The 20,708-nt window shown below is 56.7% G+C and carries 17 protein-coding genes; 13 read left to right on the top strand and 4 right to left on the bottom strand.

Annotated features, from left to right (window positions below; all coding sequences use genetic code 11):
• Positions 1-49: 49 nt before the first annotated feature.
• Positions 50-409 carry a YraN family protein gene (locus ABD919_RS05790; RefSeq protein WP_345234638.1) on the bottom strand — a complete coding sequence of 120 codons (360 nt, stop codon included), beginning with the start codon at positions 407-409 and terminating at the stop codon, positions 50-52.
• Between the two features lie 172 nt (positions 410-581).
• Here ABD919_RS05790 and lipB point away from each other — a divergent pair, with 172 nt between their 5' ends.
• From lipB to porN, 10 genes are all read left to right on the top strand, one after another.
• On the top strand, positions 582-1,385 hold the full coding sequence (lipB, locus tag ABD919_RS05795; protein WP_345234640.1) for a lipoyl(octanoyl) transferase LipB: 804 nt from the start codon (positions 582-584) through the stop codon (positions 1,383-1,385).
• A gap of 12 nt (positions 1,386-1,397) precedes the next feature.
• Positions 1,398-1,814, top strand: coding sequence for a hypothetical protein (locus ABD919_RS05800; protein ID WP_345234642.1), 417 nt, complete (start codon positions 1,398-1,400; stop codon positions 1,812-1,814).
• Between the two features lie 96 nt (positions 1,815-1,910).
• Entirely contained in the window at positions 1,911-2,960 is a 1,050-nt protein-coding gene (locus ABD919_RS05805; protein WP_345234644.1) for an MraY family glycosyltransferase, read from the top strand.
• Positions 2,961-2,974: 14 nt separating this feature from the next.
• Positions 2,975-4,153 (top strand): DUF4271 domain-containing protein, encoded by a 1,179-nt coding sequence (locus ABD919_RS05810; RefSeq protein ID WP_345234646.1) that lies wholly within the window; start codon positions 2,975-2,977, stop codon positions 4,151-4,153.
• Between the two features lie 80 nt (positions 4,154-4,233).
• Positions 4,234-5,064, top strand: a complete 831-nt coding sequence (locus ABD919_RS05815) for a uroporphyrinogen-III synthase (RefSeq protein WP_345234648.1) — start codon at positions 4,234-4,236, stop codon at positions 5,062-5,064.
• A gap of 146 nt (positions 5,065-5,210) precedes the next feature.
• The gene (locus ABD919_RS05820) at positions 5,211-6,200 is read left to right on the top strand and encodes a PorP/SprF family type IX secretion system membrane protein (RefSeq protein ID WP_345234650.1); all 990 of its coding nucleotides are present in this window, start codon (positions 5,211-5,213) and stop codon (positions 6,198-6,200) included.
• 246 nt (positions 6,201-6,446) lie between these two features.
• A complete protein-coding gene (gene porK, locus ABD919_RS05825; RefSeq protein ID WP_345234652.1) occupies positions 6,447-7,463 on the top strand; it encodes a T9SS ring complex lipoprotein PorK/GldK in 1,017 nt (338 codons plus the stop codon).
• Positions 7,464-7,590: 127 nt separating this feature from the next.
• The gene (porL, locus tag ABD919_RS05830) at positions 7,591-8,352 is read left to right on the top strand and encodes a type IX secretion system motor protein PorL/GldL (RefSeq protein WP_345234654.1); all 762 of its coding nucleotides are present in this window, start codon (positions 7,591-7,593) and stop codon (positions 8,350-8,352) included.
• 49 nt (positions 8,353-8,401) lie between these two features.
• Positions 8,402-9,979, top strand: coding sequence for a type IX secretion system motor protein PorM/GldM (gene porM, locus ABD919_RS05835; protein WP_345234655.1), 1,578 nt, complete (start codon positions 8,402-8,404; stop codon positions 9,977-9,979).
• A 58-nt stretch (positions 9,980-10,037) separates the two neighbouring features.
• Positions 10,038-11,042 carry a type IX secretion system ring subunit PorN/GldN gene (gene porN / locus ABD919_RS05840; protein WP_345234657.1) on the top strand — a complete coding sequence of 335 codons (1,005 nt, stop codon included), beginning with the start codon at positions 10,038-10,040 and terminating at the stop codon, positions 11,040-11,042.
• Between the two features lie 143 nt (positions 11,043-11,185).
• Here porN and uvrC read toward each other — a convergent pair whose 3' ends face one another.
• The 3 genes from uvrC to porW all read right to left on the bottom strand — a co-directional run bounded on the left by uvrC (position 11,186) and on the right by porW (position 18,747).
• Positions 11,186-13,021, bottom strand: coding sequence for an excinuclease ABC subunit UvrC (gene uvrC / locus ABD919_RS05845; protein ID WP_345234659.1), 1,836 nt, complete (start codon positions 13,019-13,021; stop codon positions 11,186-11,188).
• 245 nt (positions 13,022-13,266) lie between these two features.
• Positions 13,267-15,597 (bottom strand): penicillin-binding protein 1A, encoded by a 2,331-nt coding sequence (locus ABD919_RS05850; RefSeq protein WP_345234661.1) that lies wholly within the window; start codon positions 15,595-15,597, stop codon positions 13,267-13,269.
• A gap of 138 nt (positions 15,598-15,735) precedes the next feature.
• Positions 15,736-18,747: a type IX secretion system periplasmic lipoprotein PorW/SprE gene (gene porW / locus ABD919_RS05855; RefSeq protein WP_345234663.1), complete on the bottom strand. Its 3,012-nt coding sequence runs from the start codon at positions 18,745-18,747 to the stop codon at positions 15,736-15,738.
• A 185-nt stretch (positions 18,748-18,932) separates the two neighbouring features.
• On the opposite strand from porW, the gene ABD919_RS05860 reads away from it, so the two are divergent.
• The 3 genes from ABD919_RS05860 to atpB are packed head-to-tail and all read left to right on the top strand — an operon-like array spanning position 18,933 to position 20,685.
• The gene (locus ABD919_RS05860) at positions 18,933-19,160 is read left to right on the top strand and encodes an AtpZ/AtpI family protein (protein ID WP_345234665.1); all 228 of its coding nucleotides are present in this window, start codon (positions 18,933-18,935) and stop codon (positions 19,158-19,160) included.
• Positions 19,161-19,173: 13 nt separating this feature from the next.
• A complete protein-coding gene (locus ABD919_RS05865) occupies positions 19,174-19,581 on the top strand; it encodes a hypothetical protein (RefSeq protein WP_345234666.1) in 408 nt (135 codons plus the stop codon).
• A 36-nt stretch (positions 19,582-19,617) separates the two neighbouring features.
• Positions 19,618-20,685 carry a F0F1 ATP synthase subunit A gene (atpB, locus tag ABD919_RS05870; protein ID WP_345234668.1) on the top strand — a complete coding sequence of 356 codons (1,068 nt, stop codon included), beginning with the start codon at positions 19,618-19,620 and terminating at the stop codon, positions 20,683-20,685.
• Positions 20,686-20,708: the final 23 nt, after the last annotated feature.

Below are 20,708 nucleotides of genomic sequence, written 5' to 3' on the forward strand. Positions count from 1 at the left end.
TCTGGCCTCAGGGTGCCGTTGAATGATACTATGCACCGAGCACTAGGCACTAAAAAAAGGCATCCTCAAAGTGCTCGATGCGGAAGCCTGAGCCCAGCAGGGTGAGGGCCACGATGTCGAAGCGGATGTCGCCGCGCCAGTCCAGCTCTTCCTGCAGCTGAGTAGCCGCCAGCCGGAACAGCTCCTTCTTCCGTGCCGATACAAAGGTCTCCGGCGGCCCGAACTGAGCCGAAGAGCGGGTTTTTACTTCCACAAACAGCAGCAGCTCCTGGCCCTGGCGCATCACCAGGTCTACCTCAGCCCGGCCGTGCCGGTAGCTTCGGGCCAACAGCTCAAAGCCCAAGCCGCCAAGGTAGTCGGCCGCGGCGGCTTCGCCGGCTTGCCCTAATTCGTGGGACGCATACGCCATAACACTGATGAGAAGAGGCTTGAAGACAAGCAAAATAAGAGGGCAAAGGCCAGGGCAAGGGCCAAACCATACATCTGCTAGTAACTTTGTACCTGCTTGCTCTTCCCCGGCCAAGCCATAACGGATTCCCTGGCAGCCTTTTGCTGCCCGCACCGGCCCTAACCTTTTCCTAATGGACAACTACTCTTCCTGTGTTGCCCCGGCGCTCGCAGCCGTGCCGCAGGCCACTGGCCCGGCCACCGGCACTGCCAACCCCGCTATTGGCGTGCGGCGGTTGGGCCAGGTAGCCTATGAGCCTACCTGGGACCTGCAGGAACAGCTGCTGGCGGAGACGGTCGCCGTTAAAACGCGCAACCGGCAGCTGGAAGGCAGCGGTGCGTCCCCCCTTCCTACGCCCAACCACCTGCTGCTTTGCGAGCATCCGCACACCTACACCCTGGGTAAAAGCGGTAAGCCCGAGCACCTGCTTCTCGACGAAGTGGCCCTGGCAGCCCACGGCGCTACGTTCCACCGCATCAACCGCGGCGGCGACATCACCTACCACGGGCCCGGGCAGCTGGTAGGCTACCCCATTCTCGACCTCGACAACTTCCGGCCCGACATTCACTGGTACCTGCGTACCCTGGAGGAAGCCGTTATTCAGCTGCTGGCTGAGTACGGCTTAAATGCCGGCCGCATTGCGGGCCTCACCGGCGTATGGCTCGGCTGGGAGGAGGGGGCCCCCAACCCGCGCAAAATCTGCGCAATGGGCGTGAAGTGCAGCCGCTGGGTTACCATGCACGGCTTTGCCCTCAACGTATGCCCCGACCTGGGGTATTTTGCCCATATCGTGCCCTGCGGTATCACCGACAAGGCAGTTACTTCCCTGGAGCAGGAGCTGGGCCGGGGCGTAACCGTAGCCGAGGTACAGGAGCGGCTGCTGCCTCACCTGTTGCAGCAGTTGGGTGCCCCAGCCGAATACAGTGCCCAGGGCTAAACGCATCAAGCCATGAAGCAAGACATTTCGTTCGACCCCGTTGAAGGCGTTTCCATCGCCATCGTCCCCGATGAAGGGGCCCTGACTCCCGAAGGCCTGCCCGTGTGGGAGGTGTACCTACTCAACCACAATCCCTACCCGCTGCAGAGCGTCATTGTCAATGCCAATGGCTACGGGGTGCGCGAAGACGGCGAGCCAGTGCGCACCTCCACCCTGCGCTACCTCTTCGAAGAAGTGCCGGCCCACTCCGCCGTCTCCGTCGAGCCGCTTGACTCGGCTCTATTGCCGCTCAACAACCAGTACTGGGTTAGCTACTACCGGGGCAGTCAAATCTTCGACAAAAAATTCATCTTCGTGCCCGATTCCATCGTGCCTGATAATTTCACCCACATTTCACTGCTCGACCGGGTTGGCGTCCTGCACAGCTAAGTCCGACTTGCTTCCTGCCAGCTGTTTCTGCCGGCAAATTCCCTCTTCTCGTTTATCGTTATGAATCATTTAGGTATACAGTTAAGCTTGTCCGGCATGTGGGCCTTTCTGGTGTCGCTGTTTGCGGTGCCTTCCATTATCTATATCGCCCACCTCAAGAATATGCTCGACACGCCCAATGGGCGCACCGTGCACCAGTCCCTGACGCCCCGCCTGGGTGGAGTAGCCGTATTTGCCGGCTTCATGTCGGCCCTCACCATCTTCGCGCCCCTGGATAAAACCAACAGCATACAGCAGCTGCTGGCGGGCTGCATCATCTTGTTCTTCGTTGGGCTCAAAGACGACCTCGTGGGTATGTCGGTGGCCAAGAAATTTGTGGGCCAGCTGCTCGCTACGGGCATCGTGATGATAATGGCCGATATCCGCATCACCAGCTTTCAGGGTATCCTGGGTATCGACACCCTGCCAATCGGTATCAGCTACGCTTTCACGCTGGCCGTAATCGTAGGCGTCACCAACGCCATCAACCTCATCGATGGCCTCGACGGCTTGGCCGGTACCATCGTGCTGATAATCACCAGCACCTTTGGCTTCTACTTCTACACCTACGGCGGCCCCGCCTTTGGCAATTACGTGTACGTTTCCGTATGCCTGATTGGGGGCATGCTGGGGTTTTTGCGCTATAACTTTCACCGCGCGCCCATCTTCATGGGCGACACCGGCTCGCTGGTTTGCGGCTTTATCGTATCCGTGCTGGCTATTCAGTTCATCGAGATGGGCCTGCGCGTCGGGCAGCCCTTCGGCTCGGCCTCGCCCTCGGTTGCGGTGGGCATTCTCTTTGTTCCGCTCTTCGACACGCTGCGCGTATTCACGCTGCGCATGATGGCCGGCCGGTCGCCGTTCTCCCCCGATAAAAACCACATTCACCACCGCATCCTGGCCATGGGCTTCCAGCAAATCAGCACCGTGCTGCTACTGGGCCTGCTCAACGTACTGGTGATTCTGTTCGTAATCCGCTTCGCCGTTTACGGCAACACGGTGCTGATTGGGGCCCTGCTGGGCTTTTCCGTCCTGCTAAGCATCTTTTTTGGGGTGTACCAGAGCCGCATCTCCCGCCGGCAAATGCTGGCCTCGGAGAGCAACTAACCAGCCTGCCTCCGATGGGCTCACTGCGCACATTATACCTGCTTGCCTGGGCCCTGTTGGTCTGGGGCGTGTTACCTGCCCCCGTGCAGGCAAGCGAGTATCAGCAGCTTCCCCCCGCGCCGCCTGTTGGGCTTACCAAGGAGTGGCTGCTGCACGATGTGGCCCGCAACCGCCTGATTCTCTACCTGCCGGGTTACCATCAACCCGCCCATGCCTATTACCAATGGGTAAGGGTGCAGCAGGGGCAGCCTTTTCCCATCTCCTTTGCGGCGCGCCCCGGGCTAAGCTTGTTTCTTGATAACCAGCTCATTTTTGCTGCCAGCACAGCGGCCACCTATTCGCTCGATTTAAGCCGGCTACTTCCCCAGGGGCTACCGTCCGGAAATCATCTTCTGGGGGTCTGGCAGCCCGAAGGTTCGCCTGCACTGGCCTCGTTTTCGGGCAATAGTGTGGCTGCCAGCAACAGCGCCCGCTCCACTGCCAGCGCCCTGCGTGCTCAGCCCAAAGTGCCGGCCACCCAAGGACAAAACGTCTACCTTGGCTTTCTCCTGCTGCTGGGGCTGCTTTATGGTGGCGTGCGTTCCACGTACCAGTCAGGCATGGCCCGTATCTTTCAGATTGAAGACCTTTTTGGCAATAGCAGCGACCAGCAGAGTTACCTGACAAAGCCGGCGTTTTCGCTGCTCAACCTGCTGTTGGTGCTGCTCTTCTCTCTATCGCTGGCCTTGTTGCTGACGGCCGTTCATACCGACCTGCAGAACCTGCCTCTGTTGAGAAGCTTCATTAACGTGCCCGAATCAGCCATCGTGGCGCGGGTGCTGCTCTATGCGGTAATAATAGTTGTATTTGTATTTGGCAAGTATATTTTCTTAGAGCTGCTAGGCTATATTTTCGATGTACAAAGTCTTGTTAATGTGCAATACCGTGAGTTTTTGCGAACCACGCTGCTCGCAGGCCTTTTGCTTCCTGCAGTGCTGCTGCTCTACCTTAGTCTGAATGCAACCCTGCCCAACACGGTAGGCTGGGTTGCCAGCGCAGTAATCGGAGCCCTTCTCGTTGCCTCCGTTCTGCGTGTTGCCAGCACGCTGCACCACCACGCCTCGCTGCTAAATCTGCATTTATTTGCCTACCTTTGCGCCACTGAAGTACTGCCTTTGTTGGTTTTGCTCAAGCTTATTGTTTTTACGTACTGACAAGCTCGACCATACCGTGGGCTTTCAGTAGCCCATTCATTCTCTCTCTATCGCAACTAGCATTACCTTCTTCTTCCTGTATGGCCGAGAGTGCAGATAAGCCGGGTACAGGCCGGCATGCCAAGCGCATCAGCAGCATCCTGGTTACCCAACCCAAGCCCACCAACGACATTTCTCCTTACTTCACCATTGCTGAGAAGTACGGTATCAAAGTGGACTTCCGTGAGTTTATTGAGGTTCAGCCGGTATCCTATAAGGACTTCCGTCGCGAAAAAATCAACGTCCTGGATTACACGGCGGTCATTTTTACCAGCCGTAACGCGGTAGACCACTTTTTCCGGATTTGCCAGGAAGCCAAGCTGGAAATGCCCGCTGAAATGAAGTACTTCTGCATTTCAGAGCAAACCGCAAATTACCTGCAGAAGTACATCGTGCTGCGCAAACGCAAGCTTTTTGTGGGCGAGCGCACCGCGGCCGACCTCTTCGATGTCATCAAAAAGCACAAGAACGAGAAGTTCCTGTACCCCTGCTCCGACATCCGGAAAGACGACCTTCCGGTCTTTATGCGGGCCAATAATCTGAAGTTTACGGAGGCCGTTATCTACCGAACCGTTGCCAGCGACCTTTCTGACCTGGCCGAGGTGAAGTACGACTGCATCGCCTTCTTCAGCCCATCGGGTATCAGCTCGCTCTTTATCAATTTCCCCGATTTTACCCAAGATGGCACCCGCATAGCGGCCTTCGGCCCTACTACTGCCAAAGCCGTTATCGATGCAGGGCTGATTCTGGACATAGAAGCCCCCCAGCCCAACGCTCCTTCTATGACCGGTGCAATTGAAGCATACATCAGAAAGCATCACGGGCCTGATATAGGGAAAACAACTCCAAAATCTGGCAAGCAGAACGTCTGAAAGTGCAAAAAGGCGGGAAACCACATAAAATGGTTTCCCGCCTTTTTGTTAGGCGAATTTTTTAGAGAATGATTTTCCACTACATTTGGAAGCTATTCTTGCAGCCACCCCCCTCTCCACCACCCCCTCCAATCACCTCCGCCTTTATGAAAGGAACGTTACTTGCGACCCTGCTGTTTACAGCCGCGGCCGGCTCAGCGTTAGCCCAGCAACAACCCCAGTTCACCCACTATGGTTTCAACGGGATGTATCTGAATCCTGCTTATGCAGGTATAAAAGACCAAGGAGAAATCAACCTGCTGGGCCGTTACCAGTATCTGAACTACAGCGGCACCCTCGATGAGGGCGGCTCGCCGCGTACGGGCTTGTTCAACGTTTCCCTACCAGTTCTTGCCTTGAACGGCGGCGTTGGCTTGTCTGTGTATTATGACCAGGTGGGCATGTCCAAGATGACCAATACGGCCTTGTCTTACTCGCAGCATGTTAAGTTGGGTTCCGGTAAGCTTGGTATCGGCCTGCAGGGTACTTTCACTTACCTGAGCAAAGGCTCCTACCGATTCATCGACGCCAACGACCCCAACATACCCAGGGACGGCTCCGACCAGAAGTTTGATGCCGGCGCCGGCATCTGGTACGAGTCGCCGACCTTCTACGGTGGCATCAGCATGAACAACCTGCTCCGCTCAGAATATGCCTTCCAGAGCGAAAGAGGCGGGGTTACCTCCAAATACCTGGGGGAAAACCATGCCTACATTACGGCCGGATACAATATCGAGGCTTCCTCTTCCGTTGTTATCACTCCTATGGTGCTTGTGAAGACCGTATTGCCCGGAAAATTCAGCAGCAGCAGCAAATTTGACAACGCCAAGAACTATTCTTATGAAGGCGGCATTCGTGCTACATTCAACGACCGGTTCTGGGGCGGCCTCAACTATCGTTACCAGGAGTCTGTATCTGGCCTGCTAGGTGCAAGCTTTGCTAAGGACAATGCCATCCGTATCGGCTACGCTTTCGACTTTATCGCATTCGACCAGGATGCCCGGGCACTCAGCTCGCACGAAATTATGCTCTCCTACCGCCTGCCCAAGGCTACTAACTTCCGCCCTGCTATCCGGACCCCGCGTTACAGCTTCTAGGCTGTTAGTCCACGTATCCCAACTGCGTCACGGAAAAATCCAAAAAAGGGAGCCTGATGAAATAGGCTCTCTCGGATATTTTAAAGGTTTCACCGAGCCGAATAAGGCGTTGGTCGAAAGAAACCTGTATTTGGGCCTGTTTGCTCAGGTTTAGGCTATTGCGTGACAACATAAAAAAGTGTAGATTTGCCAACCCATACGAATGCGTTATAGTGGCATTGGCAATTAAAAAGAAAATTTACTCCCATGAACAAGGTTTTAGCAGCATCAATTTTTGCTCTTGCGAGCGCATTATTGGGTAGCTGTGCTAGCAAGCGCCCCAGTGGGGACCTTATTGGTGCAGAAGACCGTCCTATATATAATCCTCAGGAGGTTCCCTTTGGCATGGTGCCCTGCCCCGGCGGTACCTTCCATATGGGTCAGACCGACCAGGACATTTCTGCCTCCATGGTAAACATGAACAAGCAGGTGACTATCGCCGGCTTCTACATGGATGAAACAGAAATTACCAATAACGAATACCGTCAGTTCATTGAGGCCATTAAGCAGGACTCTCTCGACGTGCTCGGCGAAGAGTATGTAATGACTGAGCTCTATCCTGATACTACTGTATGGGTTCGTGACTTTACGTATCACATGGGCGACCCCCTGCTGGAGTATTACTACACCCACCCCGCGTTCGACGAGTACCCGGTAGTAGGTGTAGACTGGTTTGCCGCTAAGTATTTCTGCAACTGGCGCACGAAGTTCAAAAACGCGGCTAACGAGGAATCTGGTATTGCACCCGACCCCAACTTCCGCCTGCCTTCCGAAGCTGAGTGGGAATATGCCGCCCGCGGTGGCCGCGACCTGGCTACTTACCCCTGGGGCGGTCCTTACCTGCGCAACAGCAAGGGCTGTATGCTCGGAAACTTCAAGCCAGGACGTGGTGATTACGCCAGCGACGGCTTTGCCTATACTTCGGAAGTTGGCTCCTTCTTCCCGAACGACTTTGGCCTCTACGACATGGCCGGCAACGTCTCCGAATGGTGTGACGATGCCTACATGGAAGCTTCGGTACCGGTGGTATGGGACTTGAACCCGACCAACCCCGACGATAACGAGCCGCGCAAAGTAGTGCGTGGCGGCTCCTGGAAAGACATTGCTTACTTCCTGGAAACCGGCGCCCGTAATTTCGAATACCAGGACTCGGCCCGCTCCTACATTGGCTTCCGTTGCTCGATGATTCAAATCGGCATGGGCACCAACAGCTCACTCAACTAACCCTAATCCCGGGATAAATTTCTTCTGAAACCACCCAACAATTCATCTTTCACACCTTCTTCTTCAACCTCTTTCAATCGTTAAAAACCCCATGGCAGCCAAAGGAAGTTTCCTCTATGATACGCTGATGCCCAAAATCTATGGCATCGGTGCAGCCGTTGTAATTGTTGGTGCACTTTTCAAAATCGAACACTGGAAGGGTGCCGACGAAATGCTCATCGTTGGTCTCGGTACTGAAGCCATCATCTTCTTTCTGAGTGCCTTCCAGCCCAACCACAAAGACCCCGACTGGTCTCTTGTTTATCCCGAGCTGAGCGAAGGATATGACCCCTCGACGGGCGCCGTAGCTGAAAGCAATGGCAAAGGCCTCACCATGAAGCTCGATGACATGCTGAAGAATGCCAACGTTACTCCCGAGGCAATCTCGAACCTGGGCCAGGGCCTGAACCGCCTGAGCACCACCACCCAGCAGCTGAGCCAGCTTGGCGATGCTACCAACGTAACCGACGAGTACACCAAGAAAGTACGGGCTGCTGCCCAGTCGCTCGATGGCATCAACAAGGCTTATGCTAACACGGTAGAGGCTATTACCGCCATGTCGAACGCTACGACTGATGCAAAAGAGTACCACCTGCAGGTACAGAACGTAACCAAGAACCTGGGCGCTCTGAACGCAGTGTACGAAATGGAACTGCAGGATGCTAACACGCACCTGAAGTCGATGAATGCCTTCTACGGCACGCTCGGCAAAGCCATGGAGAACATGACCCAGGCTGGCAAAGACACCGAGCAGTTCCAGAAGCAGGTATCTGACCTGACTGGTAACCTGACTTCGCTCAACCGCGTGTACGGCAACATGCTGAATGCTATGCGGGCTCCCGCAGCCTAATTATTAGGCAGATTAATAGTCATTCCACCCATCTTATAGGAACCAGATAATGGCCGGCGGAAAAGAAACACCGCGGCAGAAGATGATAGGCATGATGTATCTCGTGCTTACCGCTCTTCTGGCGCTTCAAGTAAACTCAGCAATTCTGCTGAAGTTTAAATTCATCGACGACAGCTTGCTGAGCGTCAATGACAAGACCTCTACGGCAGCTGACCACACCATCAAGGGTATTCAGGCTGCTGTGGTAAAGAACCAGAATCAGGCTCGTGACCAAGCTGTGTTGAAGCAGAGCGAGGAAATTCGTGCCAAGACTAAGGAGATGGTTGCCTACCTGCGCGACGTACGTCAGCAGCTGTTGAAGGCTACTGAGAACACTGCTGCTGAGATGAAAAACATGAGCGGTGAGGATAAGGTAGCCATTACGATGCTAGGCGGTAAGCGCGATGGCATTGCATACAAAACCATGAAGCCCAAGCTGACCGAATATGCTGACTACATGAAGCAGTATGTGCCTAATGCAGAAGGCTTGGCTCTCGATGGCAAAGAAGACCCGCGCGTAACCAAAGACCAGCGCGCTAAGAACTTTGCTGAGCTCAACTTTGAGAACACGCCTGTGGTAGCTGCTCTGGCAACTATCTCGCAGAAAGAAACTGAAATCCTGAAGCTGGAAGCTGAAGCACTGACCAAGCAGGCCGAGAAAGTAGGTGCTAAGACCATTGTGTTTGACAAAATCGGGGCTTTCGCCAGCGCCGAGTCGAACACTGTTGCAGCAGGCACGAAGTACAAAGCAGAGCTGTTTCTAACGGCTTCTGCTTCAAGCATCCGTCCGTCGATGACCCTGAACGGCAGCCCGCTGGCGGTTAGCCCGGAGGGCAAAGGCAAGGTTGAGTTTACTGCTCGTCCTGGTGCTTTTGATAAAGAAGGCAATGCCAAGGCTTCCTGGACTGGTACGATTAAGTTCAATCAGAACGGCCGCGACACCACCTTTACCGTGAAGGTGCCTTACACCATCACCAAGCCCGTAATGCAGATTCAGTCAGCTTCGGTACAGGCGCTGTACTTCAAGTGCGGCAACAAGCTGAGCGTGCAGGTGCCGGCTCTGGGTGCTCAGTACAAGCCCAGCTTCTCGGCTTCGGGTGCTTCTGTAATCCCCGGTGCGCAGAAAGGCGATGTGACGCTCGTGCCGAACTCTAAAGAGGTTACCCTCAATGTAGCCAGCGAAGGCAACGCCATTGGCTCGCAGACCTTCCAGGTTCGCCCCATCCCCAAGCCCGAGATTAAGTGCTTTGTTGGCGGCCGTGAGGCCAATGAGAAGCAGGGTACTCCCGGTACCGCTGTCCGCACCATGGTGCTGAAGGCTATTCCCGATGCCGGCTTCGCTACCTTCCTGCCGGAAGATGCGCGCTACCGGGTGTCGCGTTACGAGATAACGCTGGTTCGTGGTAAGCGCCCGGCCATCCCCACCAAAGTAATCAACGGCCCGGAGGCCAACAATACGGATATCGTGAATGCTTACCGCGAAGGCGACCGTATCTACGTAGAAGTGAAAGAGGTTCAGCGTATGAACTTCCAGAACAACGTGGAGACGGTGAATATCTCGAAGCAATTCAACGTTCCGCTGATATAATATTTTCGGCTTAGCCGCGTTAGCGAACTATCTTAAAGCCAATTTGCTTTTGCCCGATATGAAATCCTTTCACACCCTTGCCGCTCTCGCGGCTGGCCTTACACTGTCGCTGACAGCCTCGGCCCAGGAGCAAGCCACCACTGCGAGCAGCAACGGCTCGCACCGGCCGATTCCTAAATCCGACCAGATGTTCCGCAAGACTATCTGGCGGCAACTTGACCTGCGCGAAAAGCAGAACAAGCCTATGTTCTCGCAGGACAAGGAAATAACCCGGGTTATCATCGAAGCAGTAAAGCGTGGTGAACTTCCGGCCTATAAAAATGACTCGCTGACTTCTACTTATACCCCCCGGGAAGTAAGTGAGCGCATGTCGTACAAGGATGCTGAAGTAAGCCTGAGCAAGGAAGAAATCGAGGCAGGCTTTACGAAGGAGGACGTAGGCGGCGGCAGCGACGATGGCTGGGGTTCTCCTACGCCTAAGAAAAGTGCCGCTAAAGGAGCTAAAGGGAAAGCTGCGGCTACCAATACTGTTCGTCAGCCCAAGCTGGACAAGAACGGCAGGCCGATGAAGGATAAGAAGGGCAAGACTATCTACGAAACGGTAGCTGTTGCTCCTCCGCCCCCGCCGCCCCCGCCCCTGAACGAATACCGGGCCAAGGACCTGTATGCGATGGAATTGAAAGAGGATATGATTTTCGACAAAAAGCGGTCGAGAATGTATCACGACATCAAGACCATCTCCTTGCTGGTTCCTTCAACCTTGGCTACCAATACTTCGGGTATTGAAACCATTGTTGCAACCTTCAAGTACAGCGACCTGGTGAAAGTGTTCCGGGCGAACCCCGAGAACGCCATCTGGTTCAACGCTCAGAACGATGCTCAGCACAAGAACCTCGCTGACGCTTTCGAGCTGTGGCTGTTCAGCTCTTACATCACCAAAGTGTCTAACCCCGGCGATTCGCGTCTGTCGGAAGTGTACGGCGGTGAGCGGGAAGGCATTCTGGCTGCTCAGCAGACGGCCGCCGACCTGGTGGAGTACGAGTACAACCTCTGGTCTTTCTAAAAACGCTGATTAACACAATAAAAAAGGCCCCAACCGTCGCACGGTTGGGGCCTTTTTTATTGTGTTAGCCTTGTGCTGGAGTTCCTACATCCTTTTATCATAAGCAACTGGCCGGGGAGGTATACTGGGAGTAGGGGCCGCTATTACTGCCCTGAGTAATCGGTGGTATCAGGCTCAGCGGGGGTAATCTGTGCTTGGAAGTAGGCTTGCAGGACGCGGGTCTTGGCTTGGCCAATTTCAGCGATTAGCTCGGCCTCGTTGAGCTCACGAATCTTTTTGACGGACTTAAACTTATTCAGCAGCTTTTCGGCCGTGGCGGGGCCGAGGCCCTTCACATCGGTAAGCTCGGTTTTGAGTGTTGCGGCGTCGCGCCGGGAGCGGTGGAAGGTGATGCCGAAGCGGTGAACTTCATCGCGCATGCGCTGGATGAGGCGCAGGGTTTCGCTTTTCTTATCGATGTAGAGAGGGAGAGGGTCATTGGGCACGTAGATTTCCTCCAGGCGCTTGGCAATGCCGATGACGGGAATCTGGCCCCAGATATTAAGGTCTTTGAGGGCTTTGACAGCCATGCTTAACTGGCCCTTACCGCCGTCGACGATAACCAACTGGGGCAGGCTGGCACCTTCGTCGAGCAAGCGGCGGTAGCGACGGGAAACGACTTCGTACATGGAGTCGAAGTCGTTTGGTCCGACCACGGTTTTGATGTGGTAGTGGCGGTAGTCTTTCTTGCTGGGCTTGGCATTGCGAAAGCATACCATTGCCGCTACCGGGTTGTCGCCCTGGAAGTTGGAGTTGTCAAAACATTCTATGTGCTTGGGTAGCTCCGTAAGGCGCAGGTCCTTTTTCATGGTTTCCATGATGCGCACCTCGTTGAGGTCTTTGCTACGGTCGTTCATGCTTTCCTTTTCCTTGCGCAGGTAAAGCACGTTTTTCAGGGCCAGCTCCAGCAGCTTGCGCTTGTCGCCAATCTGTGGTACCGTCACCGCAACACCAGGCAGTGGCAGCACCAGGGCAACATTGGACAGAATTTCACGGGATTCGCTTTCGAACTCCTGCCGCATCTGCATGACCAAAGGAGCCAGAATCTCTGCGTCGTCCTCATCCAGCTTTTTTGCAACTTCCACCGATTGAGTCAGGATGATGGAGCCGTTCATCACCTTGAGGTAGGTGATAAAGCCGCTTTTCTCGTTGCTGGCAATGGCAAAGACGTCGATGTTGGTCAGGCTGGCATTGACGATGGTGCTCTTGGCCTGAAAAGCCTCCAGCTTATCGAGCTTCACCTTGTACTGATGCGCCAGCTCGTACTGCATTTCCTGGGCCGCCGCCGTCATCTTCTCTTTGAAGTACTGCTTGGGCACGCGCAGGTCGCCGTTCAGAATATTGCGAATCTGCTGAATGTATTGGTTGTAGGTGGCCTCATCTTCCAGGCCTTCGCAGGGGCCTTTGCAATTGCCAAGGTGATACTCCAGGCATACCTTAAACTTGCCCGCTGCCACGTTTTGAGGTGAAAGGTTGTAGTTGCACGTCCGAAGCGGGTAGAGGGCCCTGATGAGCTCCAAAAGCACGTTTAGCGCCGTTCCATTCGCATAAGGGCCGTAGTAGCGCGAGCCGTCGTTGATTTTGTTGCGCGTAGGAATGAGGCGTGGGTACCGCTCGTTGGTCAGGCAGAGGTAGGGATAGGTCTTGCCGTCCTTGAGCAGAATGTTGTATTTGGGCTGGTGCTGCTTGATGAGGTTATTCTCGAGCAGGAAGGCATCGGACTCGCTGTCGACGATGGTGAATTCGATGCGTCTGATGTTTTTGACCAGCTGCTGAGTCTTTTTATTGTGGTCGTTTTTGGTGAAGTAGCTGCTGACGCGCTTACGCAGGTCGATGGCCTTGCCCACGTAGATAATGCCCTCGTCGTCGAAGTACTTGTATACCCCGGGCTTGTGCGGAAGGGCGGCTATCTGGGCCTGCAGTTCGGGTTTGGCTGCCATAAATCGCTGATTGTCGCTGATTAGCCGTGATTACGCTGATACGGACGACATGTTCTATGTTTATCGGGGGAGGAAAGCTGGCTATTTGCAGGCTCAGCCCGGTTTAAAATCGTCGGAATGTACACCATCCGGTAACAAAAAATGACCAGCAAAAGTCGCTGGTCATTTTAAGGAGAAATGGCTTTTGCTGAAGCCTGAGGGCTGAAACAATCAGCGGAATCATTAAAATCAGCGGCAGTCAGCGTCTATATGTCCTTGTCGTTCAAATCGTCCATCTCGGCAGGAGTCATCTTCTGGTTATAGGGAATGGTGTCGCGCTGGCCGCCGTAGTACTTCGAGCAGTCGATTTCGATGGTTAGGGGCGTGCTGGGCTTGGGGAAGGGGCCTTTATTGATGTCAAGGCTTTTGTCGGCGTACACCTTGCGCATAAACATGCCGTAGAGTGGCAGCGCCAGGCGGGCGCCCTGGCCGTATTCGCCGTTGCGGAAGTGAATGCTGCGGTCTTCGCCGCCCACCCACATGCCACAGACCAGGTCGGGGGTGATGCCCATAAACCAGGCGTCGGAGTAGTTCGACGTCGTGCCGGTTTTAGCGCCTATTTCATAGGGAAACTTGAAGCCCGTGTGCAAAATGGTGCTGGTGCCGCCGCGCTCGGTGGTGCTGGCCTGCAGCATGTGCGTCATGAGGTAGGCCGTTTCTTCACTAAGCACTTCCTTGGTGCGGGGGACGAACTCACGGAGCACGTTGCCGTTTTTGTCCTCGATGCGGGTAACCATGATGGGGGAAGTCCAGACGCCCTTGTTGACGAAGGTGCCATAGGCGCCGCACAGCTCGAAGATGCTGCAGTCGGATGAGCCGAAGCCGACGGCCGGCACCGGGTCAATTTCTGAGGTAATACCCAGGCGCTTGGCATAGTTGACGACGGTTTCCGGCGTAAGCTTCATCACCAGCCAGGCGGTGATGGAGTTCATGGAGCGGGCCAGGGCCTGGCGTAAGGTGTAGGTTTTGCCGCTGAAGCCACCGTCGAAGTTCTGGGGCGTGTAGGCCGGGCGGCCGGCTTCGGCGGGGAAGGTAGTGGCTACGTCGGGGCGGGTGTAGCAGGGCGAATAGCCCTGGTCGATGGCCGCGGCGTACACAATGGGCTTGAAGGTGGAGCCCGGCTGGCGCTTGCCCTGGCGCACGTGGTCGAACTTGAAGAACCTGAAGCTGGGACCGCCTACCCAGGCTTTCACCTGTCCATTAAGCGGGTTCATGGCCATGAAGCCCGCCCGCAGGTAGCGCTTGTAATACTCCAGCGAATCGAGGGGCGACATCAGCATCTCCTTTTCACCTTCCCAGGTGAAGACCGGCATGCGGTACTTCCTGCGCAGGTAGAAGTTGACGGAGTCGCGGTTGCCATCGTAGATATTCATCAGCGACTTGTAGCGCTGGGTACGGCGCATGGCAGTGTTGAGAAAGTCGGGGATGACCTTGCCGTTCTCATCGCGCCAGGGCTGCTGGCCTTTCCAGTGGGCGGCAAACCACTTTTGCTGAAGCTTTAGGTGCTCGGCCAGGGCAGATTCGGCATATCGCTGCATGCGCGAGTCGATGGTGGTGTAGATTTTTAAGCCGTCGGCATACAGGTCGTGGTCGGTTTCCCTGGCCCAGGCCAGCAGCGATTTCACCACCTCGGCCCGGAAGTAGGGCGCCAGGCCCTTGCTGGGGTTCTCGACGCTATACTTAAGCGCAATGGGCTTGGCCGTATCGGCAATAGTGGCGGCATCGATGTAGCCATACTTGTGCATCTGGCGCAGCACCCAGTTGCGGCGCTTGCGTGAGCGTTCGGGGTGCACGGCCGGACTGAAGCGCGAAGGCGCGTTTACGATGCCTACCAGGGTAGCCGCCTCCAGGGTATTAAGGTCTTTGGGGCTCTTGTTAAAAAAGGTTTTGGCAGCCGTGTTGACGCCGTAGGCATTGGAGCCAAAGTCCACCGTGTTGAGGTACATGCGCAAAATCTCGCGCTTGGTGTAGTTGCGCTCCAGGCGCACGGCCAGAATCCACTCTTTGGTTTTGGTGATAAGCAGGCCCAGCTTGCCATTGCCGTTGAGTCGGCCATCGTTGAGGTTGTCGCGGGTTTTGAAAAGTACCTTGGCTACCTGCTGGGTGAGGGTGCTGCTGCCCCGGTTGCGGCCCGAAAGCAGGTAGTAGGGAATGGCAAAGAGGCTCTGGAAGTCGATGCCCGAATGCTGTTCGAAGCGTACATCTTCGGTGGCAATGAGGGCATCAACGAGGTTTTGCGGCAGGTCCTTGTACTCAACCGGAGTGCGGTTTTCGCGGAAGTACTTACCAAGCAGCTCGCCATCGGCCGAGTACACCTCCGAGGCCAGCTCACTCTTGGGGTTCTCGAGGGTTTTGAGGTTGGGCATGCGCCCGAACAGGTTCAGAAAGTTGGCACTGACGGCCAGCACATACAGCCCCAGGCCCAGAACGCCGGCCCCAAACAGCAGCCACATGGTTCGCGTGAAGGCCGTGAACCGGCCCGGCCGGCGAGGCTTCAGGTCGGGCTTGGCGCGACGGGTGGTAGAATACTCAGGCATAACAGACGAATTCAGGAATAATATGCAAAACTAACCCAGCTAAACGCAAGGCAGGGAGTAATGAAGAATGAGGAATGGAGAGAGGACCTGCTTTTGGCAAATTCCTTTCTTCATTCCTCATTTTCTGGTTAGCCTGAATTATTTGTACGCGCCCTGGTAATAAGTCAGGTAGCCGGCGAGGTCGCCGGTGGTTTGCAGCAGGGTAAGGTTATCGAGGGTGATGACCAGGGTTTGGTAGCCCTGGCCGCGCAGGCGGGCCAGCGGCGACTGGGGCCCGCGCAGCTTGGTTGCGTAGCTCTGGGCCACCTTAGCTCCTGGCAGGGCCCGCACCACCAGCAGGTCCTGCTCGGCTCCCAGCGGCTGGGGCTGCACCTGCAGGTTGTTGGCCCGGAAAAAGCGGTTGTTGTAGGCTCCCAGCTGCGTAGCCAGGTCGGTAGGGGCCGGAGCCGCTTTGGGGAATACCAGTACCACGGCATGCGCCGCGCTAAGCTGAGTGGTGTACGCTGTGGTAGGCGCTGCAGCCGGTGCCGACGCCGTGGTAGCACCAGTGGGAGCCGCAGGCGTGGGCATGGTGCCCGTGCTTGGTGCTGGTTCCGCCGGGGCCGGCGCTGGCTCCAGGGCATTGCGTGACGGGGCAGGGGCCGGGCCCGCTGAGCCAGCTGGCGCTGGGGCCTGGTCTTTGGGAGTCAGCGTTTCCAGCGGCCGGGCTTCATCCTTGGCCGGGGCCGGCGGGGGAGCTGGCGTTGTCATCTCCGTATCGGAGTACATGATGCGCAAGCGGTTGTCTACCTCGCCGGGGCGGAACTGGGAGACAACCGGTTTGTCGGTAGAAGCCAGGGCCCCGGTAATCTGCCCGGTTTCCTGCTTGCGGTAGGTGGTGGCCAGGTCGCGGGCCAGCGGAACCAGGGGGCTGTCGGGGTATTCTTTGTAGAACTTCTCTACCGCAGCCCGGGCCGTCATGGGCGGCTGGGTCCGAATGACCAGCAGGGTTTTCAGGTAGGCTACCCGATCGGTCAGCTCATGCTTGGGAAATTGCTTTTCGGTGCGGGCCAGTACGGCCCGGGCTTTGGTAAATTCCTGGTCTTTGTACAGCGTGAAGGCCGAATCGAGGCGGGCTGCTACGGCCTTGCGCAGGGCCTGCTCGTGCTCGCGGTACAGCGGGTCGATGATAAGCTTGGCATAGATGGACTTGGGGAATTCCCGCTGCAGCGCTGCCGCGTACTCGGCCATTTTAGCGGGGTCGGGCTTGTCTTTGTAGTACAGGTACAGCAGGTAGTAGGCATCCGGCGCGTGCTCGCCGCGGGGGTAGCGCGTCACTTCCTTCTCGTAGGTGGCAATGCCCTTTTCCTTTTCCTTGAGCTGCTCTTTGTAGATGCCGCCCAGCTCGTACATCGCCGCTTCAATCAGCTTGTCGGAAGCCGCCAGCTGCTCGGGCGTGAGGGGCAGGTCTTGGCGGTATTTAGCGACCAGCGCCTGCTTCTCCGCCTCCGGGTTGGCCGCAGCCGCTTTCGCCAGTGAGTCCTGCTTGGCCGCATCGGGGCCGGAGAGGGCGCCGCCCGGCTGGGCACCGGCTGCGCCGCCCGCGCCCGCAATAGCGCCAGGAGTGGCACTGGCCGGCGTATTGCGCGTGCGCCAGTTGTCCTGCAGCTGGCGGTTGCCCCAGCGCCGAATGAAGTCGGCCCGGGCCGTACCCAGCGTGGCCGGGTTGTCGAAGTACCATTTGGCGCCGCCGGCAGCCGTGGGGTCGAACGCAGTGGGGTCGGGGCGGGTGCTGCCGCCAAAGGCGCTGGGTGCCTCGTTGGGACGGCGGGAGGCAAACTCTTCTTCCCGGGCGCGGGCTTTTTCGGCAGCCGCCTGCTTTTCGGCTTCTTTGCGGCGGGCAGCCAGCTCCGCTTCGGCATAGGCGTCGAGCTGCTGGTCCAGCTCGTCTTTGTTCAGCCTGGCCAGCGTTTGCAGGCTGTCCTGGGTTTCGATGATGGTGTACTGCTTGGCAAAGTCCTGCAGAATGTCGCTACGCTCCTTGATGGCGGCATAGTTGGGCGCTTCCTTCGACATGGCCTGCACGGTGCTGTCGTAGTAAGCCGCCGCCAGGCGGTACTTCTGCAGGTTCTCGTAGTAGATGCGGCCGGCCAGCAGGTAGGTGTAGCCTTTCTGCTTCTGGTTGGTGGTAGTGGCTTTGATGGACTGACGGAGCAGCTGCAGCGCATCGGGGTAGTTCTGCTGCCGGTAGCTGAGCCGCGCCATCTCGTAGTAGATTTTGTCGCGGTAGTCCTTGTTCTTTGGGTCCTTCAGCAGGGCCGCGAAGTACTTGTTGAGGCGGGCCTTGTCCTGCAGGTTCAGGTCAGAAACCTGCCCCAGCATGAGCTTGGCGAAGAAGTCCAGCTCGTAGGGCGGGTTGCGGGCCAGAATCTGGTTGAGCTGTTCATACGCCTTTTTATCCTCGCCGGCTTCCTGGTACAGCTGGGCCAGGATGTAGCGCGTGCGCGACCGTTCGTTTTTGAACTCAATCATGGGGATGGCGCGCTCCAGCTGCGGAATGGCCTTAGCAGGCTCACCGGTTTTGAGGTAGTAGTCGGCCCGGGTCAGGAACAGCTCGCGGGCGTTTTTCTCCTGGCCCGACTCCTTGTCGAGCAGGTCGGACACGGCCTTGGCATTGTCGTATTCCTGCAGGGCCACGAAGGTGCGCATCAGGCCAATCAGGGCTTCGTGCTTGGCATTGTTGTCCTTGCTGGTGGAGTTGACATATTTAAACGTGAGGGCGGCGTCGCTGTACTGCATCTGGTAGTAGCGCGACCAGCCCACCAGCAGGTAGGCGTCGTCGGTCCAGTCGGAGCCCGGGCGGTGCTGAATGGGCAGCGAGGCCTTTTTGATGATGTCGTTCAGCTCGGCCCGGTTGGCTTTCACCGCCGCGCTATCCAGCGTCGGGAAGAGCGGCAGCACCTGGTTGTAGTCGTTCTGCCGGGCCGCATACAGCTTGGCTTCCGTTTCGCGCAGCTTCTCGCGGGCCAGGAAGTAGGCGTTGTCGCGGGCCGCGATGTTGTTGAACGTGTGGGCCACGAGGTTTTTATCGGAGGCACAGCCTGCCATGCCCAGCCCAAAGAGCAGGACCAGCAGCGCCGGCCAGCGGAAAATCAGCAGATACTTAGTCAAAGCCAAAAGGAAAGTGAAGGCAGCCTGTAGCGGACGAAACGTTGGAGACGGCCCGATTTGTTCGCCAACCTGGCCGGAGCCAGGCGCTAAACGTAGCCGAAGGGGTAAAATTACAGTATTCAAAAGGCATTTGCGGCCCCGGCCCGTGGCGTAGCTTTGCAGTCCGGTTTCTTTCTCTGTTTCATATGCCTCGTCAGCCCGAATCCTCTCCCGGTTCCGACCGGCTTCGTGCCTTTGCCAAATACTCGGGCATTGCGTTTCAGATGCTGGCCATTATTGGTCTGAGCACCTGGCTGGGGCTGTGGCTCGACCGGCATTACCAGACCAAAACCCCCTGGTTTACCATTGGCCTGATGCTGCTGGGCGTGTTCGCCGCGCTTTATCAGGTTATTCGCTCCCTTACCAAAGAATAGCCCAGGCCAGCCTATGTCCCGTTTTATTGTTCAGTTCGCGGCCTTCTTTCTGGCCCTGGCCGCCATGCTGGCGGGGGTACAGGCTATGTGGGGCAGCTTGCTGGTGCATCCGCTGGCTTTTTATACGCTGGCTTACATGGCCCTGCTTACCCTGGTCACCTACTGGATGACGGCCCGGCTGATTAGTGCTTCGCCGGACAACTTTATGCTGGCCTATTTCGGCAGCATGGTCATGCGCCTGTTGCTGTCGCTGGGGCTGGTGCTGGTGCATTTTTACCGGGGTGGAGCCACTGAGGGGCAGGGTACCTGGACCTTCCTGGGGGCCTTCTTCATTCTCTACTTCTTAGCGGCTGGATTTGAAATCTGGGCTATTTTGACTAACTTGCGGCCGTTTTCGAAAAAGCAAGTACCGGAAAAATAGCACGTTAGCCGGATTTCGAACTTTAATTGACTTTTAATGAAGCGTTTACTAGCCGTCCTGTTTTGCATTCTCACGCTTCCCGTTTTTGCCAGCGAGCACGGCGGAAAGGCTGAAAAGGCCGAGGCCTTCAGCCCGGGGGAAATGATTTTGCATCACATCGGCGACTCCCACGAGTGGCACTGGTTCTCGACCGATAACGGCCATTTCACCTCTTACCTGCCCATTATGGCCTACCGCCCTGGCAAAGGCCTGTCGGTATTCTCCTCCGAGAAGCTGGCTCCCAAGCACGGCGAAGAGCATGGGGCAGAGTACGACGGCCTCAAGCTGGAGCACGAGCACCTGGTGAGCACCGACGGCAGCAAGGTGTACGACTTCTCCATCACCAAAAACGTGGCTTCGCTGCTGCTGAGCAGCGCCCTGCTGCTGCTGGTATTCACGGCCGTAGCCCGCGGCTACAAGAAAAACCACGGCCGCGCCCCCAAAGGCGTGCAGTCTTTCTTTGAGCCCATCATCATCTTCATCCGGGATGAAGTGGCCAAGAAGTCCATCGGCCCCAAGTACGAGCGGTACATGCCCTACCTGCTCACGGTGTTCTTCTTTATCTGGTTCAACAACCTGCTGGGCCTGATGCCCGGTGCGGCCAACCTCACCGGCAACATTGCCGTGACGCTGACCCTGGCCGTGCTCACGCTCATCATCACCCTGGCCAGCTCCAACAAGAACTACTGGGCGCACATCTTCGCCACCCCCGGCGTGCCCAAGGCCCTGCTGCCCATCATGATTCCGGTCGAGCTTATCGGTGTGGTGGTAAAGCCCTTCTCGCTGATGGTGCGTCTGTTTGCCAACATCACCGCCGGCCACATTGTAATCCTGAGCTTTATCAGCCTGATTTTCATCTTCAAGAGCCCGGCCGTCGCGCCCGTTTCACTGGCTTTTGGCTTGTTCATCAACGTGCTGGAGCTGCTGGTAGCCATTCTGCAGGCCTACATCTTCACCCTGCTCACGGCCATGTACATCGGCGGGGCAGTGGAAGAGCACCACGACGCCGACCACCAGATTGGGGGCGGCGACGGTGCTGAGCCGGCTCATGCCCACGGCCACTAATCCCGCTTAAGTTTCAATACCGG

This window comes from Hymenobacter saemangeumensis, from assembly GCF_039541835.1.
Lineage (GTDB): Bacteria > Bacteroidota > Bacteroidia > Cytophagales > Hymenobacteraceae > Hymenobacter > Hymenobacter saemangeumensis.

Coding starts and splice junctions, on each gene's coding strand:
- ABD919_RS05820 (WP_345234650.1), top strand. CDS start 5,211: ATGAAAGGAACGTTACTTGCGACCCTGCTGTTTACAGCCGCGGCCGGC.
- ABD919_RS05790 (WP_345234638.1), bottom strand. CDS start 409: ATGGCGTATGCGTCCCACGAATTAGGGCAAGCCGGCGAAGCCGCCGCG.
- ABD919_RS05860 (WP_345234665.1), top strand. CDS start 18,933: ATGCCTCGTCAGCCCGAATCCTCTCCCGGTTCCGACCGGCTTCGTGCC.
- porN (WP_345234657.1), top strand. CDS start 10,038: ATGAAATCCTTTCACACCCTTGCCGCTCTCGCGGCTGGCCTTACACTG.
- porM (WP_345234655.1), top strand. CDS start 8,402: ATGGCCGGCGGAAAAGAAACACCGCGGCAGAAGATGATAGGCATGATG.
- ABD919_RS05850 (WP_345234661.1), bottom strand. CDS start 15,597: ATGCCTGAGTATTCTACCACCCGTCGCGCCAAGCCCGACCTGAAGCCT.
- ABD919_RS05815 (WP_345234648.1), top strand. CDS start 4,234: ATGGCCGAGAGTGCAGATAAGCCGGGTACAGGCCGGCATGCCAAGCGC.
- porK (WP_345234652.1), top strand. CDS start 6,447: ATGAACAAGGTTTTAGCAGCATCAATTTTTGCTCTTGCGAGCGCATTA.
- ABD919_RS05810 (WP_345234646.1), top strand. CDS start 2,975: ATGGGCTCACTGCGCACATTATACCTGCTTGCCTGGGCCCTGTTGGTC.
- lipB (WP_345234640.1), top strand. CDS start 582: ATGGACAACTACTCTTCCTGTGTTGCCCCGGCGCTCGCAGCCGTGCCG.
- porL (WP_345234654.1), top strand. CDS start 7,591: ATGCCCAAAATCTATGGCATCGGTGCAGCCGTTGTAATTGTTGGTGCA.
- uvrC (WP_345234659.1), bottom strand. CDS start 13,021: ATGGCAGCCAAACCCGAACTGCAGGCCCAGATAGCCGCCCTTCCGCAC.
- atpB (WP_345234668.1), top strand. CDS start 19,618: ATGAAGCGTTTACTAGCCGTCCTGTTTTGCATTCTCACGCTTCCCGTT.
- ABD919_RS05800 (WP_345234642.1), top strand. CDS start 1,398: ATGAAGCAAGACATTTCGTTCGACCCCGTTGAAGGCGTTTCCATCGCC.
- ABD919_RS05805 (WP_345234644.1), top strand. CDS start 1,911: ATGTGGGCCTTTCTGGTGTCGCTGTTTGCGGTGCCTTCCATTATCTAT.
- ABD919_RS05865 (WP_345234666.1), top strand. CDS start 19,174: ATGTCCCGTTTTATTGTTCAGTTCGCGGCCTTCTTTCTGGCCCTGGCC.